This window comes from Teichococcus aerophilus (assembly GCF_014490485.1).
GTDB classification, from domain to species: Bacteria; Pseudomonadota; Alphaproteobacteria; order Acetobacterales; family Acetobacteraceae; genus Pseudoroseomonas; species Pseudoroseomonas aerophila.
The window spans coordinates 80038-96386 of sequence record NZ_JACTVA010000004.1 but is presented as its reverse complement, the minus strand read 5'-3'; the positions used below and the strand labels follow the sequence as shown (position 1 = coordinate 96386).

Below are 16349 nucleotides of genomic sequence, written 5' to 3'. Positions count from 1 at the left end.
AAGGCTGAGAGCGGATGCCCCGTGATGATTTTAAATACAGGCCGCGCGGGCTGAACCTTCAGTCGCCGGAGGTCTAGGACTTCCGGCGCAGCCAGCCGTCTCTCAGGACCACGCCCTCGGCAGCCACACCCAGAAGAACTCGAAAAAGAAAAAGAAGGGGTCCGGGGAATTCTTTCCCCGGCCTTCCCTGAACTGCGTGCAACGGTCAGCGAGCTCCGTCAGAGCGCCACGTCGCGGTTGACGTCCTTGTACAGCAGGTAGGCCGCTTCATCCGGCCCGGTCGGGTAGAATTGCTGCGGGCAGTAGGCGCCCATCCAGATGAAGTCTTCCGCCCAGATCTCGTGCCATTCGGTGCCGAGCAGGTACAGGCCCTGGCCGTGCAGCATGTAGAGCCCGTGTTCCATGATGTGGGTTTCGATGGCGGGGAAGAAGGTACCGGGGGCGAACCACATCAGGTTCATCTCAAAATCGAAGGCGAGGTCGCCGAAGGGAAGCAGGTGTTGGAAGCCGCGCCCTTCCAGCCCGGTGTGGTTGGTGCGGGGCACCTGGTCCTGGTGGGAGAGGATGGGCTGGGGCGGCGGCAGGCCGATGGACTCGTAGCGCTTGCGCAGGCCCAGCACCCGCGCCTGCCTGCTGCCCTGGTTGCGGAGCGAGACCGGCACGCCGGGCGGGGCGTAGAGGAAGCCGCCGGCGGTCAGTTCGGCCGCGGCGGAGTCGCCCACCTGCGCGACCACGCTGCCGGAAAGGACGTAGTGGAATTGCTGGATGCCGGGCTCGGCCGTGGGGGCGCGAGTGCCGCCGCCGGGTTCGATCTCCAGCACGAACTGGGCGAAGCGGGCGCCGAGCGCCGGGGCCGCCAGGAAGCGGGCGGCGGTGGCCTCGTAGTGCGGCAGGCGGCTTTTCAGCACGCCTTCCGGTGGCAGGAAGGCGTAGTTGGGCCGCACGACGCCGCGGTTGTGGCCGACGGCTCCTGGCAGCATGCGGCCCTGGGGCAGGTTGAGCGCGTGAGGATGCATGGGCCGAGTCCCTTGAAGCGTGCTGGCTCGAAGCGTGTCAGCTCGAAGCCTGGGCCACGCGATCGAACAAAGACGGCGAGCATGGTGCGTGAACGATGCGAACGCGTCATGCGCCGGGGTGAGGCCGGCATCGCAGCACGACGCGGCGGCGTTGGCCACAGGCGGCTATGCCCTTGCAGGGCGTGGGGCGGCCATGCGGCGTGGGGGCTTGCGGAATCGGCCGGACTGGCCGCTTGTGGCGGCAAGCGTAACAAGCCAGTGGCCGCCGCCGTGCCGTGCACAGGGGGCGGGATGAGAGCACGTCCATGAACCTGAACAGCCCTGCCGCCCAGCGTGCCGTGATGCCGGTCCTGATCGCGCTCAGTACGACGCATCTGCTGAACGACATGATTCAGTCGCTGATCCCGGCGATCTACCCGATCATCAAGGATGCCTATGCGCTGGATTTCCGGCAGATCGGGCTGATCACGCTGACCTTCCAGATCACCGCGTCCCTGCTGCAGCCGGCGGTGGGGTACTACACGGACAAGCGGCCGATGCCGTACTCCATGGTGGTCGGCATGGGCTTCACCCTGGCCGGGCTGATCGGACTGGCTTACGCGGGCAGCTATGCGCTGCTGCTGGCGGCGGCGGGCTGCGTCGGGCTGGGGTCCTCGATCTTCCACCCGGAGGCGACGCGGATGGCGCGCAATGCCTCCGGCGGGCAACACGGGCTGGCGCAGGGCATCTTCCAGGTGGGCGGGCAGACCGGCGGGGCGATGGGGCCATTGCTGGCCGCTTTCATCATCGTGCCGCGCGGCCAGGGCAGCCTGGCGTGGTTCTCGCTGGCCGCGCTGCTGGCGATGATACTGATGGTGTGGACCGCCGGGCGCTATGCCCGCTTCCAGCGGCAGCAGGCGGCCAAGCCGCGCGCGGCGGGGTTCACGCCCGTCACGCGCTCGGCCTACCCGACCGGGACCATCGTCGTCTCGATCTCGATCCTGGTGGTGCTGCTGTTTTCCAAGAACGCGTACACGTCCAGCTTCAGCTCGTTCTACACCTTCTACCTGATCGAGAAATTCGGCGTGTCCGTGCAGGCCTCGCAGGTCATGCTGTTCCTGTTCCTGGGCGCTTCGGCGGCGGGGGCGCTGGGTGGCGGCATCCTGGGCGACCGGATCGGCCGCAACAAGATCATCTGGTTTTCCATCCTGGGCGCCCTGCCCTTCACGCTGATGCTGCCCTTCGCCAACCTGTTCTGGACCGGGGTGCTGACGGTGGTGATCAACCTGATCATGTCCAGCGCCTTCGCCGCCATCCTGATCTACGCGATGGAGTTGCTGCCGGGGCGGATCGGGCTGATCGGCGGGTTGTTCTACGGGCTGTCCTTCGGCCTGGGCGGGGTGGCGGCGGCCATCCTGGGTGAGTTCGCCGACCGCGTGGGTATCGAGGCGGTGTACCGGATCTGCGCCTTCCTGCCGGCCATCGGCCTGCTGGCGTGGTTCCTGCCGCCGATGCGGGAGGGTGCGGGGAAAGGGGCGCCGTCTCACTAGCGTATGGGCGTAGCGGGGGCGCCTTGGCTCTTTGCTGGCTGGCGGGGCCCGGGCATGCAGCGGCGCGGTGTGGAGGCAGGCTAGGGCCACGGTCGGGCACTGACGGGTCCCGGCTGGCTGCGAAGGCGGCCTGGGCCACGCGGTGTTCACCGTGGCAACCGGCCCATGCCCGCCACGGTGCGCCGCAGCAGGATGGCGCGTGATGGGGCCTTCCCGCGGGTCCAGGCGTTTGCCGGGCGGGGGCTTCACGGCTAACAGGGGCCCGCCCCCGCCGCGGTATGGCCGCAGTTGTGGGTGCAATGGGGATGGTGACCCGGCTGGCGCTCCAGCCACCGGGTCCAGGCGAGGTCGGTACGATGGCACGATTTCTGGTGACGGGCGGCGCTGGTTATGTCGGCAGCCATGTCGTCCTGGCGTTGCGGGAACGCGGCGACGAGGTCGTGGTGATCGACGACCTGCGCCAGGGGCACAGTCAGGCCGTGGCCCCGGGCGCCGAGCTGGTGGTGGCCGACCTGGCCGACCGTGCCAAGGTGGCCGAGGTGTTCGGCCGCTGGCGCTTCGATGGCGTGCTGCATTTCGCCGCGCTCTCCCTGGTCGGCGAATCCATGCGGGAGCCGCTGCGCTACATCGCCGAGAACCTCTCCAACACGCTGTGGCTGGCGGAGGCGGCGGTGAAGGCGGATTGCCGGCGCTTCGTGCTGTCCTCCACCGCCGCGCTGTTCGGGCTGCCGGAGAGCATCCCGATCGACGAGACGGCGGGGTTCGCGCCGGTCTCGGCCTATGGCGAGTCCAAGCTGATGGCGGAACGCGGGCTGGAATGGGCGGACCGGGTGCATGGCATGCGCTCCGCCAGCCTGCGCTACTTCAATGCCGCCGGCGCCGATCCGCAGGGGCGGCTGGGCGAGGACCACGACCCGGAGACCCACCTGATCCCGCTGGCCATCAACGCCGCCCTGGGCAGCGGCCCCGCCCTGACGGTGTATGGCACCGACTACGACACGCCGGACGGCACCTGCATCCGCGACTATGTGCACGTGACCGACCTGGCGGACGCGCATCTGCGGGTGCTGGACCGGCTGGGGAGCGGGCCGAGCGTCCGCTACAATGTCGGCAACGGCACCGGCTATTCGGTGCGGCAGGTGATCGACACGGTCAGCGCGGTCAGCGGCCGCGCGGTGCCGTATAGCGAGGGGCCGAGGCGGGCGGGTGACCCGGCGGTGCTCATCGCCTCCAACGCCTTGCTGCGGCGGGAGACGGGGTGGAGCCCGCAGCATGATTCGCTGGAAGAGATTGTCCGCACCGCCTGGGCGTGGCGTGCCGCCAACCCGCAGGGGTTTGGGCGGGCCGGCTGACGGCGGCCGAGGCGGGCGGGCGCGGGCTGGCCGACATTCGACGTGTGGCGGGAAGACCGGGGAAAGAGTTCCCCGGACCCCTTCTTTTCTGCTGCGCGTTTCCTGGTTGTGCCTGTGGAAACTCTGGTTCTTCACGCCGGGGCCGTGCCGGCGGCTGGTGACGGACGGTGCAGCCTCGGCAGCTCGTGGAGCCTGCCGGGTCGGGCGTCTCAGCCTCTCTGTGTCCCAGCTTTGTCGGCGGCTTGTGCAGTGTCCCTGCATTTGGCCAGGGCGCCTCTGCGCTACGCAAATAATCCCTACCCCGCCCGCAGCCCGCAGCCCGCAGACTTCAGAAGCCGTCCTTAATTTCGCAATCGCCCCGCCAGCCGGTCCAAAAGCCAACTGGCAAAAAGAAGATGGGGTTTCAGGGGAATTCCTTCCCCTGACCGTCCCTCCGCCCCCCGCCAGATGCCGATCGGCCCGTCCTCAGCCAGGCTGGATCAGCCGGAAGCGTGATCCGATACGGACCTTCAGCCGCGCAAGCCATCACCCCTAGCAGGCGGGGCTGTGCGCCGGTTGCAGCAGGCGGCGGTAGGCGGCCACCGGTTCCGGGCGGCCACCCAGGTAGCCCTGGTACAATTCGCAGCCCTCCAGCCGCAGCGCCTTCAACTGGTCCGGGCTCTCGACGCCTTCCGCCAGCACCGGCATCTTCAGCCCGCGCCCCAGCCCCATGATGGCGCGCATCATGGCCAGGGAGCCGGCGTCGCGCGACATGTCCTTCACCACCGAGCGGCCGATATGCAGCCGGTCGAAGGAGAAGGAGCGCAGCATGCCGAGGGCGGCATGGCCGCTGCCGAAATCATCCAGCGCCACCCGCACGCCCAGCCCCTGCACCGTCTTCAGGGCCAGGATGGCGTCTTCCTGCTCAGACAGCAGCACGCCCTCGCGGATTTCCAGTTCCAGCCGGGCGGCCGGCAGGCCGGCATCCTTCAGCACGGCCTGAATCTGCTCGACGAAATCCTTCTGCTGCAGTTGTACGACGGAGATGTTGACCGAGACGCGCAGCGGGCGCGGCCACTTCGCGGCCTCCGTACACGCCGTGCGCAGCACCCAGGCGCCGATGGGCAGGATGGCGCCGCTGCTCTCAGCAGTGGGGACGAAATCCTCCGGTGGCATGTCGCCCCGGCCGGGGCGGTGCCAGCGCAGCAGGGCCTCGAAGCCGATCAGCGTATCGTCGGCCACGAGGCGCTGCGGCTGCCAATACAGTTCCAGTTCGCCGCGCGGCGTGGCCAGGCGCAGGTCGTTCTCCAGCGCCGAGCGCTGGCGGGCGACCTCGTCCATGCTGCGGCTGTAGAAGGCGGTGCCGTTCCGGCCGTCCCGCTTCACGCTGTACAGCGCCACGTCGGCGCAGCGCTGCAGTTCCTCCGCCTCGTCCGTGTCCTGCGGGCAGCGGGCGATGCCGATGGAGGCGGAAATGTCGCCCCGCGCACCGTTGCCGAGATCGTAGGGCTCGGACAGGTACTCGCAGATACGGGCAGCCATCAGGGCGGAGGAATCGGCGCTGCCGTCGTTGATGCGGATGACGACGAATTCGTCGCCGCCCAGCCGGGCGACGAAATCGTCCTGCCGGGTGGCGGCGCGCAGGCGGCGGGCGGCTTCCCGCAGCACGATGTCGCCGGCCGCGTGGCCATGCGTGTCGTTCACCGCCTTGAAGCGGTCCAGGTCCAGGCACATCAGGGCGAAGCCGGGGCCGCCGGCGCGGGCCTGCGCCAGTTCCAGCGTCAGGCGCTCATTCAGAAAGGCGCGGTTGGGCAGGCCGGTTAGCGGGTCGTGCCGCGCCAGGTGCAGCATGCGGCGCTCCACCTCCAGCCGCCCGCGCAGGTCCCGCACGGCGACGACGAGGCGCGGGCCGACGGCGGTGTGGACCGGGCGGGTCAGCAATTCCACCGGCGTGCCGGCGGCCAGGGCGGTGACGATGCGGCCGCCCTTCACCATCAGGTCCTGCGAGGTATCGCGGAACAGCAGCTTCACCGGCGTGCCGACCAGGGCTTCCGGCGCCGTGGCGAGCAACTGGCTGAGCATGGTGTTGACGTCGACGATGCGGCCGCGTGAGTCGCAGATGGCGATGGCCTCGAACGCGGCATCGGACAGGCTGCGCAGGCGGGTGGTCTCGGCCATCACCTGCTTCTTCAGGCGCAGCCCGACCAGCAGCGTGGTGAGGGCGGAGACCAGCAATGCCGCCATCACCGACGCCATCAGCGCCGCCAGCCAGAGGCGGGACGTGGCGCCATCCGTCCGCACCGGATTGCCGTTGGGCAGCATGAAGGCCGAGGCGATGCCGGTGATATGCAGGCCGATGATGCCGAGGGACAGGATGGAGGCGGCGGCGAGGATGCGCGGCATCCGCCCCGAACGCCCGAGCGCGATGAAGGACAGCGCACCGAGGCCCGAGCCCAGCAGGGCGGAGGCGGCGATCAGCGCCGGGTCGTAGAACAACTCGCCCGGCAGTTGCAGGGCCGAGGTACCGACATAGTGCATGAGGACGATGCCGAGGCCGAGCACGCCGCCGCTGGCGGCCTGCCACAGCAGGCGGGGCGAGCGCGTGCGCAGCGTGAAGGCGATGGCGGCGAAGACGAGGCCGATAGAGGCCGAGAACATCGTCACCGGCAGGTCGAACCCCAGCGGATAGGGGAAATTATAGGCCAGCAGCGCCATGAAATGCGCCGACCACGCGCCCAGGCCGGCCACCATGACGGCCAGCCCGAACGCCAGGCGCGGCAGGCCGATGGAGCGGCCCAGCCCTGCCAGGACCATGCTGGTCAAGCACGCAACGACACAAATGGCAGCCGCGCCAGCCAGAACGCGCCCGTCATGCGGCCCCTGCAAGCAATTCCAGATCAAATCCATCCCATCCGCCCGAGTCAGGTTTTTTGTGCAGAGCAATAACAAAAGGACTTAAAGGAAGTTCTGCAAAGCCCTGTGCACGAAAAGTTTTACCGGACGACATTACTACGTGTGCATATTCTCTACATTACCCTCTCTGGTTGTATTGACCTGTTCACTTCCCTCGGGAAGCGAAGTTGCGTTCCGTTTGGGGTTATTCTCATCGGTATTTGATAAAAATTCTTGGTGAAGGCTGGACCGGAGCCGTCTTGACGCCTTGCTAGAAGTGTATTCACATCTGCGTCCAGATGAATGACGAGCCGCAGACCCCCCCTTCCCGCTCAGCGGACCGGGTTTATGACCAAGTGAAGGCCATGGCCGTCACCTATCGGCTGCGTCCTGGCGAACGTGTGAACGAGGTGGAACTGGCCCGCAGCCTCGGCGTGAGCCGTACGCCGCTGCGGGAGGCGCTGAACCGGCTGGCGGCCGAGGGCTTCCTGATCGCCACGGTCAACCGCGGCTACTCGGTCCGGCCGCTGGACCCGAAGCGGGTGCTGACGCTGTACGAGTACCGCGCCATGCTGGAAGTGGGCGCGCTGCGCCTGGCCTGCGAGCGGGCTTCCGACGAGGCTCTGGATGCGCTGGCCGCCTTCGCCGCCCGCAGCCGGGACGAGCCGGACGACGACGAGCACGCGCTGGAGCTACTGACGCTGGACGAGCAGTTCCACGAGAGCCTCGCGCGCCTGTCCGACAACGAGGAGATGGTGCGTTCCCTGCGCTCGTTGAACGAGCGGGTGCGCTTCATCCGCTGGATCGACATGCGCAAGGGCCGCCGTTCCTCCACCCAGGACGAGCATCTGATGATCCTGCGCCACCTGCGGGCGCGGGATGCCGATGCGGCGGCGGCGCTGATGCAGACGCATATCGCGCGCCGGCTGGACCAGATCACCGACATGATCCGGGCCGGCTTCGCGGAGATCTATACCGGCAATGCCCTGGCCGCGAAGGCCATGGGCGAAGTGGCATAAAGAAAGGGCCCTGAGATGCGCGCCATCTTCGTTGACGCCAACCCGACCCTGGCCGAGGTGGCCGAGCGGCTGCACCAGGCGACCGACATCCCGGTCCAGGTCAACCGCAACCCGGACGTGAAGTCCGCCGAGCTGCCGGCGTTGCTGGGCGATGCCGAGATCGTCATCATCGACCACACCCACCTGCCGACCGACATCGCCAAGCAGTGCAAGGGGCTGAAGCACGTCGTGTTCCTCGGCACCGGCGCGCGCAGCTACATGAACCCGGACGAGCTGGCGGCGGCCGGCATCGAGGTGCACATCATCAAGGGCTATGGCGACACCGCCGTGGCCGAGATGGCCTTCGCGCTGATGTGGGCCTCGGCCAAGGGGCTGGCCTTCATGGACCGCGGCATCCGTGCCGGGCAGTGGAACCGGACCGATGGCGTGGAGCTGACCGGCAAGACCGTCGGCCTGATCGGCTTCGGCGGCATCGGGGCGGAGATGGCGCGGCTCTGCGCCGGTGCCGGCATGAAGGTGCTGGCCTGGAACCGCACGAAGCGCGAGGCTGCCGGCGTCACCTTCGTCGACCTCGATACCCTGCTGGCGGAGAGCCACGTCATCTCCCTGCACATGCTGCTGAGTGACGAGACGCGCGGCTTCATCTCCGCCGAGAAGATCGGCAAGATGCGCAAGGGCGCGATCTTCCTGAACACCGCGCGTGGCGCCATCACGGATGAGGCGGCGCTGGCCAAGGCGGCGGAGAGCGGCGCGCTGCGGCATATCGGCCTCGACGTCTATGCCGAGGAGCCGCTGCCGGCCGGCCACTTCTTCGCCAAGGTCGAGAACGCCACGCTGGCGGCGCATTCCGCCTTCCGCACGCCGGAAGCCAGCGACAACCTGATCGAGGCGGCGCTGAACCACTGCCGCCGCATCGCCGCCGCCTGAAAGAGCCTGAGATGACCGAGATCACCCGCCTGGACCAGAACGCCCGCCGCTCCCGCGCCGTGGTGCATGGGGATACCATCTACCTGGCCGGCCACACGGCCGATGACCGCGCGGCGGACGCCGCCGGGCAGACGCGCCAGGTGCTGGCCAAGATCGACGAGATGCTGGCCGCCGCCGGCAGCGACAAATCCAAGCTGCTGAACATCACCATCTGGCTGGCCGACATGAAGGACTTCGCGGCCATGAACGAGGTGTACGATGCGTGGGTGGTGCAGGGCCACACGCCCGCGCGGTGCTGTGGCGAGGTGAAGCTGGCACTGCCGGAGATCCGCGTCGAAATCATGGCCGTCGCGGCGCGCTGAGGTCACGACGATGGACACCGCCCCCCTCGCCTTCCGCCCGGCCCGGCGCATCGCCCATATCGGCGTGTCGGAGATCCTGAAGATCGGCGCCCGCGCGGCGCAGTTGAAGCGGGAGGGGCGGCCCGTCATCGTACTCGGCGCCGGCGAGCCGGATTTCGATACGCCGGACAACATCAAGGACGCCGCCATCGCCGCCATCAAGGCGGGGGCGACCAAGTACACGACGCTGGACGGCACGGCGGAGTTGAAGGACGCCATCGTGGCCAAGCTGCGGCGGGAGAACCAGCTGGACTACGCCGCCAACGAGATCACGGTCGGCGCCGGGGCCAAGCAGGTCATCCACAACGCGCTGATGGCCTCGCTGGACGAGGGCGACGAGGTGGTGATCGCCGCGCCGTTCTGGACCTCCTACGCCGACATGGTGATCATCGCCGGCGGCGTGCCCGTGCCGGTGGTGGGGCGGGAGGAGAACGGCTTCCGCCTGGATGCCGCCGACCTGGAGGCCGCCATCACGCCGCGCACCCGCTGGCTGATGCTGAACTCCCCCAGCAACCCGACCGGCGCGGCCTACAGCCCCGCCGATCTGCGGCCGATCTGCGACGTGCTGCTGCGCCACCCGCAGGTGTGGCTGATGTCGGACGAGATCTACGAGCATCTGGCCTACGGCAACTTCATCTGCACCAGCCCGGTGGCGGTGGAGCCGGCGCTGAAGGAACGGTCGCTGATCGTTAACGGCGTATCCAAGAGCTATGCCATGACGGGCTGGCGCATCGGCTACGGTGCCGGGCCGCGGCCGCTGATCGCTGCCATGGCGGTGGTGCAGAGCCAGAGCACGACCAACCCCGCCTCCATCTCCCAGGCCGCTGCCGTAGAGGCGCTGAACGGGCCGCAGGAGATCCTGAAGGAGCGCCGCGCGTCCTTCGAGCGGCGGCGGGACCTGGTGGTGAAGGCGCTGAACGCCATTCCCGGCATCACCTGCCGCAAGCCGGAAGGCGCCTTCTATACCTTTGCCAGCTGTGCCGGAGTGATGGGGCGCAAGACCCCATCCGGCCAGGTGCTGGAGAGCGATGCCGATTTCTGCCGATATTTGCTGGAGGAACATGACGTGGCTGTCGTCCCGGGTTCGATCTTTGGCCTCGCGCCGTATTTCCGTATTTCCTACGCCACGGCGGAGGCGGAACTCCGCACCGCGATGACGCGCATCGCCGGCGCGGTGGAGGCGCTGTCGTGAGCGCCGCCCGCACCGGAGGCCAGATCCTGGTCGACCAGCTGCTCGCGCAGGGCGTGGAGCGCGTGACCTGCGTGCCGGGCGAGAGCTACCTCGCCGTGCTGGACGCGCTGCACGATGCCAAGATCGACGTGCTGACCTGCCGCCAGGAAGGCGGCGCGGCCATCATGGCGGAGGCCTATGGCAAGCTGACCGGGCGGCCCGGCGTGTGCTTCGTCACGCGCGGCCCCGGCGCCACCAATGCCAGCCATGGCGTGCACATCGCCATGCAGGATTCGACGCCGATGATCCTGTTCGTCGGCCAGATCGAGGTCGGCATGCGGGAGCGCGAGGCGTTCCAGGAACTGGATTACCGCGCCGTCTTCGGCTCCATGACCAAGTGGACCACCGAGATCGACACGCCGGACCGGATTCCGGAGCTCGTCGGCCGCGCCTTCCGCGTCGCCATGCAGGGCCGCCCCGGCCCGGTGGTGATCGCGCTGCCGGAAGAGATGCTGGTGGCGATGGCCGAGGTGCAGGATGTGCCGCGGGTGGAGCCGGCGCAGCCCGCGCCCTCCGCCGCCGACCTCGCCTCCCTGGAAGGGCTGCTGGCGCAGGCGAAGCAGCCGGTGGTGATCCTTGGCGGCTCGGGCTGGGACCAGGCGGCGGTGGACGCGATGGGCGAGTTCGCCACGCGCTGGTCGCTGCCGGTCTGCACCTCCTTCCGCCGCGCGGACCGGTTCCGCTGGGACCATCCCTGCTATGTCGGCGACCTCGGCATCGGCCCCTCCGCCAAGCTGTCGGGCCTGGTGAAGGAGGCCGACCTGCTGTTGCTGGTGGGTGGCCGCATGTCGGAGATGCCCTCCAGCTCCTACACCATGCTGAACATCCCGGTGCCGAAGCAGACGCTGGTGCATGTGCATCCGGGTGCCGAGGAACTCGGCCGCGTCTATGCGCCGACGCTGGCCATCCAGGTCTCGCCGCGCAGCTTCGTGGCCGCGCTGTCCGGCCTGGCGCCGAAGGGCACGCCGGCCTGGGCGGAGAGCGTGGCGCCGGCCCATGCCGCGTATCTGGACGTCTCCGGCAAGCCGCGCACGCTGCCGGGCGAGTTCCAGTACGGTGAAGTGGTGCGCTGGCTGAACGAGAACCTGCCGGGCGACACGGTGCTGTGCAATGGCGCCGGCAATTTCGCCGGCTGGATGCACCGGCACTGGCGCTTCTCGCAGCTTGGTACCCAGCTGGCGCCGACCTCGGGCTCCATGGGCTATGGCGTGCCGGCCGGCGTGATGGCGAAGCGCCAGAAGCCGGAGAGCACGGTGGTGGTGATTGCCGGCGACGGCGACTTCCTGATGAACGGCCAGGAATTCGCGACCGCCGTGCAGCATGACATCCCGCTGGTGATCCTGGTGATCGACAACGGCATGTACGGCACCATCCGCATGCACCAGGAGCGCGACTATCCCGGCCGCGTCTCCGCCACCAAGCTGCGGAACCCGGACTTCGCCGCCTATGCCACCGCCTTCGGCGGCCATGGCGAGACGGTGCGGCGGACAGAGGAGTTCGCGCCCGCCTTCCAGCGCGCCGTGGCCTCCGGCAAGCCGGCGATCCTGCATTGCTTCCTCGACCCGCGCGCGCTCTCCGTGGGCAAGGACATGCCGGAAGGCGCGCCCTTGTGAGCAAGCATGTCGTCGTCATCGGCGCGGGCATCGAGGGCGCGTGCAGCGCCATCGAGCTGCTGCGCGCCGGGCACCGGGTGACCATCCTGGAGCCCGGCGAGCCGGGCGGCGACCAGGCGGCCAGCTTCGGCAATGCCGGCTGGCTGTCCTCCATGTCCGTGGTGCCGCCCAGCGGGCCCGGGCTGTGGAAGAAGGTGCCGGGCTTCCTGCGGGACCCGCTGGGGCCGCTGGCCATCCGCTGGCAGTATTTCCCCAAGGTGCTGCCCTGGCTGACGCGCTACCTGCTGGCGGGCTGGACGGAGGCGAAGGTGCTGCGGACCGCACAGGCGCTGCGGCCGCTGCTGAAGGACTCGCCCGTGCTGCACGGCGCGCTGGCCCGCGAGGCCGGGGTGCCGGAGTTGATCGAGCACAAGGGCCTGCTGGACGTTCACCCCAACCGCGCCAGCTTCGAGGCGGAGGCCATGGGCTGGCGCATCCGCCAGGCGGTGGGCGTCACCTGGTCCGAGGTCGAGGGCGAGGCGTTGCGGGCGATGGAGCCGGATCTGGCGCCGTCCTTCACCTTCGCGGTGATGGTGCATGAGGCGGGGCGCTGCCTCGCGCCGGGCCGCTACGTCGCGGCGCTGGTGGCACATGCGGTGCGGCGGGGCGCCACGCTGCGCAAGGCGGCGGCCACCGGCTTCAAGGTGGATGTGCAGGTGCTGAAGGGCGTGACGCTGGCCGATGGCGGCCTGCTGGAATGCGATGCCGCCGTGCTGTGCTGCGGCGCGCGGTCCCGCCCCCTGGCTGCCCGGGCCGGCGACCATGTGCCGTTGGAGACCGAGCGCGGCTATCACGTGATGTTCCATGGCGCCGAGCAGGGGCCAAGGCATTCCGCCGCGCTGGCCGGCGCCAAGATGGTGGTGAACCACATGGCGGACGGGCTGCGCGCCGCCGGCCAGGTGGAGATCGCCGGACTGGACGCCGCGCCGAACTGGAAGCGGGCCGACATCCTGCGCGACCATTTGCAGCGTTGCTTCCCTGGCCTGCCGAATCCGTATCCGGCGGACAAGGTCACGACCTGGATGGGCCACCGGCCGAGCATGCCGGACGGCATGCCCTGCCTCGGCCGTTCCAGTGCCTCTGCCGACATCATCCACGCCTTCGGCCATGGCCATGTCGGGCTGGTGGCGGGGCCGCGCACCGGACGCATCGTCGCCCAGCTGATCTCCGGCCAGACGCCGGAGATCCCGATCGAGCCGTTCAGGCCGTCCCGCTTCCACTAGGGCGCGGTGCGGGCTTTTCGGCGATGCCGCCTTAGGCCGCCGCGCTCCGGGCGTCGGGCGCGGCGAAAGAGCCCGGGACCGTGGCCCCGGGAGACGACAAGACCAAGCCGCGACCACGCGGCGGGCTGCACACGGCTTCCGAGACGATTCCCAGGATCTGGTCAGGAACTTCGATGACGCGTCGCCTTCTCTCCCTTCTTGCCGGCTGTGCCGGCCTCGCCCTCGCGGCCTTCGCCGGGCCGGCCCAGGCGCAGGCGCCCAGTGGCTCCGCCACCATCGATGCCATCCGGGCGCGGGGGGCGCTGGTCTGCGGCACTTCCGCCGACCTGCCGGGCTTCGCGGTACTGAACGAACGCGGCGAATACACCGGCCTCTATACCGATTTCTGCCGCGCCATCGCGGCGGCGGTGCTGGGGGATGCCACCAAGGTGCGCTTCGTCACCACCACCTATGCCAACCGGCTGACGGCGTTGCAGACGGGGGAGATCGACATCCTCTCCTCCAACACCACCTGGACGCAGCCGCGGGAGGCGGCGCTGGGGCTGATGTTCACCGGCGTCCTGTTCTACGACGGCCAGGGCTTCATGGTGAACAAGAAGCTCGGCGTGCAGTCCATCAAGGAGCTGGATGGTGCCAGCGTCTGCGTGCAGCCGGGCACCACGACCGAAAAGAACCTGGCCGACTTCTTCCGCGCCAACAATATGCGGCTGAACCCGGTGATCATCGAGAGCGTCGAGGAAATCCGCAACGCGATGATCGGCGGGCGGTGCGATGCCTTCACCGTCGGCACGTCCACTCTCGCCGCGTTCCGGGCAGGGTTGGGTGCGCGCGGCGATGACTTCGTGGTGTTGCCGGAGCTGATCAGCAAGGAGCCGCTGGGGCCGGTGGTGCGCAAGGGCGACGACCGCTTCTTCGACCTGGTGCGCTGGACGCAGAATGCCATGCATCTGGGCGAGGAGTTCGGCATCACCCGCGCCAATATCGAGCAGATGATGAGCGACCCGCGCCCGGACGTGCAGCGCCTGCTGGGCGTGGCGGGCGGCGATTTCGGCAAGGACATGGGCGTCTCCGCCCAGTGGGCCGCGAACATCCTGCGCCAGGTCGGCAATTACGCCGAGATCTGGGACCGCAACGTGGCGCCGATGGGCCTGCCGCGCGGCCGCAACCAGCTCTACACCCAGGGTGGCCTGCAATACGCGCCGCCGGTCCGCTGAGGCTGCCATGACCGTGAGCCCTACCAACCCCTCCCCCCGCCGTGGCGTCGCCAAGGGCGGCAAGGCCGTCTACGGCGCGCCGCTGGGCATCCTGATGCTGGAGGCGCGCTTCCCGCGCATTCCGGGCGACATGGGCAACGGCACCACCTGGCCCTTCCCGGTGCTCTACAAGGTGGTGCGCGGCGCCAGTCCGGAGAAGGTGGTGCTGAACGGCGCCAACGGGCTGTTGCAGGACTTCCTGGACGCGGCGGAGGACCTGGTCCGCCAGGGGGCGGAGGCCATCACCACCAATTGCGGCTTCCTCTCCCTGTTCCAGAAGGAAATCGCGGCGCATGTGGGCGTGCCGGTCGCCACCAGCAGCCTGATGCAGGTGCCCTGGGTGCAGGCGATGCTGCCGCCGGGCAAGCGCGTCGGCCTCGTCACCGTCAGCGGCGCCACGCTGACGCCACGGCACCTGGAAGCCGCCGGCGTGCCGCTGGACACCCCGGTGGTGGGGACGGAGAACGGGCGTGAATTCTTCCGTGTTCTGATCAAGGCCGAGAAGGACGACATGGATGTCGACCTGGCCGAGCAGGACATCCTGGAAGCCGGGCGCGCGCTGGTGGCGAAGCACCCGGAGGTCGGCGCGATCGTGCTGGAATGCACCAACATGCCGCCCTACGCCGCCGCGCTGCAGCGGGAGCTGGGGCTGCCGGTGTACGACATCTACTCGATGGTCAGCTACTTCCACGCGGGCATCCGCCCGCGCAGCTTTCCGAACCCCTGAGCGTGCCTACGGCCGGGGGCAACGACCCCCGCGCCGCATGACAAGAAAAGACCGGGACTTGCCTGTTCGCGTCGGCACTGCTGCCTTTTGAGAAGGAACAGTCTGGATGCTTCGCTTCGCCCTTCCGCTGCTGGCCCTGCTGGTGCCGGCCATCTCCACCGCCCAGGCCCAGGATAACTGGCCGAGCCGCGCCATCACCATCTATGGCGGCTTCCCCAGTGGCGCCGGCACCGACATCTATGCCCGTAAGATCGCCGAGCCGCTGAGCCAGGCGCTGGGCGTGCCCGTCGTCGTCGAGCCGCGCACCGGCGCCGGCGGCAACATCGCGTCCGAGCTGGTGGCGAAGGCGCGGCCGGATGGCTACAGCTTCCTGCTGGCCACCGCCGGCACCCACGCCATCAATGCCGCGCTGTATCGCAGCCTGACCTTCGACCCGTTCCGGGACGTGACGCATATCGCTCTGCTGGGTGACGTGCCCAACGTGCTGCTGGTGAACCCGGTGAAGTATCCGGGCCTGGCCACCTGCCAGGACCTGATCGCCATGGCAAAGGCGCAGCCGGGTCGGCTGAACTACAGCTCCACCGGCAATGGCGCCTCCACCCACCTGGCCGGCGTGCAGTTGGCCAGCGCGGCGGGGCTGGACGTGGTGCATGTGCCGTATCGCGGCCAGGGCCCGGCCATGGCGGCGCTGCTGGCCGGCGAGGTGGCGTTCTTCTTCAACCAGAGCGGCCCCAGCATCGGCGCCGTGCAGCAGGGCCAGGTGCGCGCCCTGGCCGTGAGCACCCCCGCCCGCCTGCCCGCCCTGCCGGACGTGCCGACCGTGGCCGAGGCCTGCGGGCTGCCCGGCTTCTCCAGCAGCACCTGGTACGGGCTGCTGGCACCGCCGAACCTGCCGGCGCCGATCCAGGCGCGGGTCAGCCAGGAGGTCATCCGCATCATCAGCCAGCCGGAATTCCGCCAGTGGCTGGTAACGAGCCAGGGCATCACGCCGGCCGAAGACCCCTCGCCCGCGGCGTTCCGCCGTGTGCACGAGGCGGATATGGGGCGCTGGGCGGAGGTTGTGCGGCAGTCGGGCGCGACGGTGGATTGAGAGGCTGGAACTGGGGGGAATGAATTCCCCCCAGACCCCCCTTCTTTTCTTTCTGCGG

At 69.1% G+C, this 16349-nt stretch carries 13 protein-coding genes; 11 read left to right on the top strand and 2 right to left on the bottom strand.

The features are described 5' to 3' along the window. Positions 1 to 218: 218 nt before the first annotated feature. Positions 219 to 1016, bottom strand: coding sequence for a (S)-ureidoglycine aminohydrolase (gene allE, locus IBL26_RS03960; protein ID WP_187783155.1), 798 nt, complete (start codon positions 1014 to 1016; stop codon positions 219 to 221). A 305-nt stretch (positions 1017 to 1321) separates the two neighbouring features. Here allE and IBL26_RS03955 point away from each other — a divergent pair, with 305 nt between their 5' ends. Together IBL26_RS03955 and galE are read left to right on the top strand one after the other, a co-directional pair. Further along, positions 1322 to 2545: an MFS transporter gene (locus IBL26_RS03955; protein ID WP_187783154.1), complete on the top strand. Its 1224-nt coding sequence runs from the start codon at positions 1322 to 1324 to the stop codon at positions 2543 to 2545. Positions 2546 to 2901: 356 nt separating this feature from the next. Further along, the gene (gene galE, locus IBL26_RS03950; RefSeq protein ID WP_187783153.1) at positions 2902 to 3897 is read left to right on the top strand and encodes a UDP-glucose 4-epimerase GalE; all 996 of its coding nucleotides are present in this window, start codon (positions 2902 to 2904) and stop codon (positions 3895 to 3897) included. A gap of 531 nt (positions 3898 to 4428) precedes the next feature. On the opposite strand, the gene IBL26_RS03945 is transcribed toward galE, so the two are convergent. Beyond that, entirely contained in the window at positions 4429 to 6690 is a 2262-nt protein-coding gene (locus IBL26_RS03945) for a bifunctional diguanylate cyclase/phosphodiesterase (RefSeq protein ID WP_241748992.1), read from the bottom strand. Positions 6691 to 7067: 377 nt separating this feature from the next. On the opposite strand from IBL26_RS03945, the gene IBL26_RS03940 reads away from it, so the two are divergent. The 9 genes from IBL26_RS03940 (at position 7068) to IBL26_RS03900 (ending at position 16291) form a co-directional block, all read left to right on the top strand. Next, on the top strand, positions 7068 to 7787 hold the full coding sequence (locus IBL26_RS03940; protein WP_187783151.1) for a GntR family transcriptional regulator: 720 nt from the start codon (positions 7068 to 7070) through the stop codon (positions 7785 to 7787). A 15-nt stretch (positions 7788 to 7802) separates the two neighbouring features. After that, positions 7803 to 8714, top strand: a complete 912-nt coding sequence (locus IBL26_RS03935; RefSeq protein WP_187783150.1) for an NAD(P)-dependent oxidoreductase — start codon at positions 7803 to 7805, stop codon at positions 8712 to 8714. An 11-nt stretch (positions 8715 to 8725) separates the two neighbouring features. Continuing rightward, a complete protein-coding gene (locus IBL26_RS03930; RefSeq protein WP_187783149.1) occupies positions 8726 to 9076 on the top strand; it encodes a RidA family protein in 351 nt (116 codons plus the stop codon). A gap of 10 nt (positions 9077 to 9086) precedes the next feature. Next, positions 9087 to 10307, top strand: coding sequence for a pyridoxal phosphate-dependent aminotransferase (locus IBL26_RS03925; RefSeq protein ID WP_187783148.1), 1221 nt, complete (start codon positions 9087 to 9089; stop codon positions 10305 to 10307). Continuing rightward, positions 10304 to 11959, top strand: coding sequence for a thiamine pyrophosphate-binding protein (locus IBL26_RS03920; RefSeq protein WP_187783147.1), 1656 nt, complete (start codon positions 10304 to 10306; stop codon positions 11957 to 11959). The genes IBL26_RS03925 and IBL26_RS03920 overlap by 4 nt, the downstream gene beginning before the upstream one ends. After that, on the top strand, positions 11956 to 13221 hold the full coding sequence (locus tag IBL26_RS03915; protein WP_187783146.1) for an NAD(P)/FAD-dependent oxidoreductase: 1266 nt from the start codon (positions 11956 to 11958) through the stop codon (positions 13219 to 13221). Before IBL26_RS03920 ends, IBL26_RS03915 begins: the two co-directional genes overlap by 4 nt. A 173-nt stretch (positions 13222 to 13394) precedes the next feature. Continuing rightward, positions 13395 to 14435: an amino acid ABC transporter substrate-binding protein gene (locus tag IBL26_RS03910; RefSeq protein WP_187783145.1), complete on the top strand. Its 1041-nt coding sequence runs from the start codon at positions 13395 to 13397 to the stop codon at positions 14433 to 14435. 7 nt (positions 14436 to 14442) lie between these two features. Next, entirely contained in the window at positions 14443 to 15201 is a 759-nt protein-coding gene (locus tag IBL26_RS03905) for an aspartate/glutamate racemase family protein (RefSeq protein ID WP_187783144.1), read from the top strand. 106 nt (positions 15202 to 15307) lie between these two features. Beyond that, complete coding sequence (locus tag IBL26_RS03900) at positions 15308 to 16291, top strand: Bug family tripartite tricarboxylate transporter substrate binding protein (protein ID WP_187783143.1); 984 nt, start codon at positions 15308 to 15310, stop codon at positions 16289 to 16291. Positions 16292 to 16349 lie beyond the last annotated feature (58 nt).

What these genes read in the sequence shown, in the direction of transcription:
- allE (WP_187783155.1), bottom strand. Translation starts at nt 1,016, where the DNA reads ATGCATCCTCACGCGCTCAACCTGCCCCAGGGCCGCATGCTGCCAGGA.
- IBL26_RS03955 (WP_187783154.1), top strand. Translation starts at nt 1,322, where the DNA reads ATGAACCTGAACAGCCCTGCCGCCCAGCGTGCCGTGATGCCGGTCCTG.
- galE (WP_187783153.1), top strand. Translation starts at nt 2,902, where the DNA reads ATGGCACGATTTCTGGTGACGGGCGGCGCTGGTTATGTCGGCAGCCAT.
- IBL26_RS03945 (WP_241748992.1), bottom strand. Translation starts at nt 6,690, where the DNA reads ATGGTCCTGGCAGGGCTGGGCCGCTCCATCGGCCTGCCGCGCCTGGCG.
- IBL26_RS03940 (WP_187783151.1), top strand. Translation starts at nt 7,068, where the DNA reads ATGAATGACGAGCCGCAGACCCCCCCTTCCCGCTCAGCGGACCGGGTT.
- IBL26_RS03935 (WP_187783150.1), top strand. Translation starts at nt 7,803, where the DNA reads ATGCGCGCCATCTTCGTTGACGCCAACCCGACCCTGGCCGAGGTGGCC.
- IBL26_RS03930 (WP_187783149.1), top strand. Translation starts at nt 8,726, where the DNA reads ATGACCGAGATCACCCGCCTGGACCAGAACGCCCGCCGCTCCCGCGCC.
- IBL26_RS03925 (WP_187783148.1), top strand. Translation starts at nt 9,087, where the DNA reads ATGGACACCGCCCCCCTCGCCTTCCGCCCGGCCCGGCGCATCGCCCAT.
- IBL26_RS03910 (WP_187783145.1), top strand. Translation starts at nt 13,395, where the DNA reads ATGACGCGTCGCCTTCTCTCCCTTCTTGCCGGCTGTGCCGGCCTCGCC.
- IBL26_RS03905 (WP_187783144.1), top strand. Translation starts at nt 14,443, where the DNA reads ATGACCGTGAGCCCTACCAACCCCTCCCCCCGCCGTGGCGTCGCCAAG.
- IBL26_RS03900 (WP_187783143.1), top strand. Translation starts at nt 15,308, where the DNA reads ATGCTTCGCTTCGCCCTTCCGCTGCTGGCCCTGCTGGTGCCGGCCATC.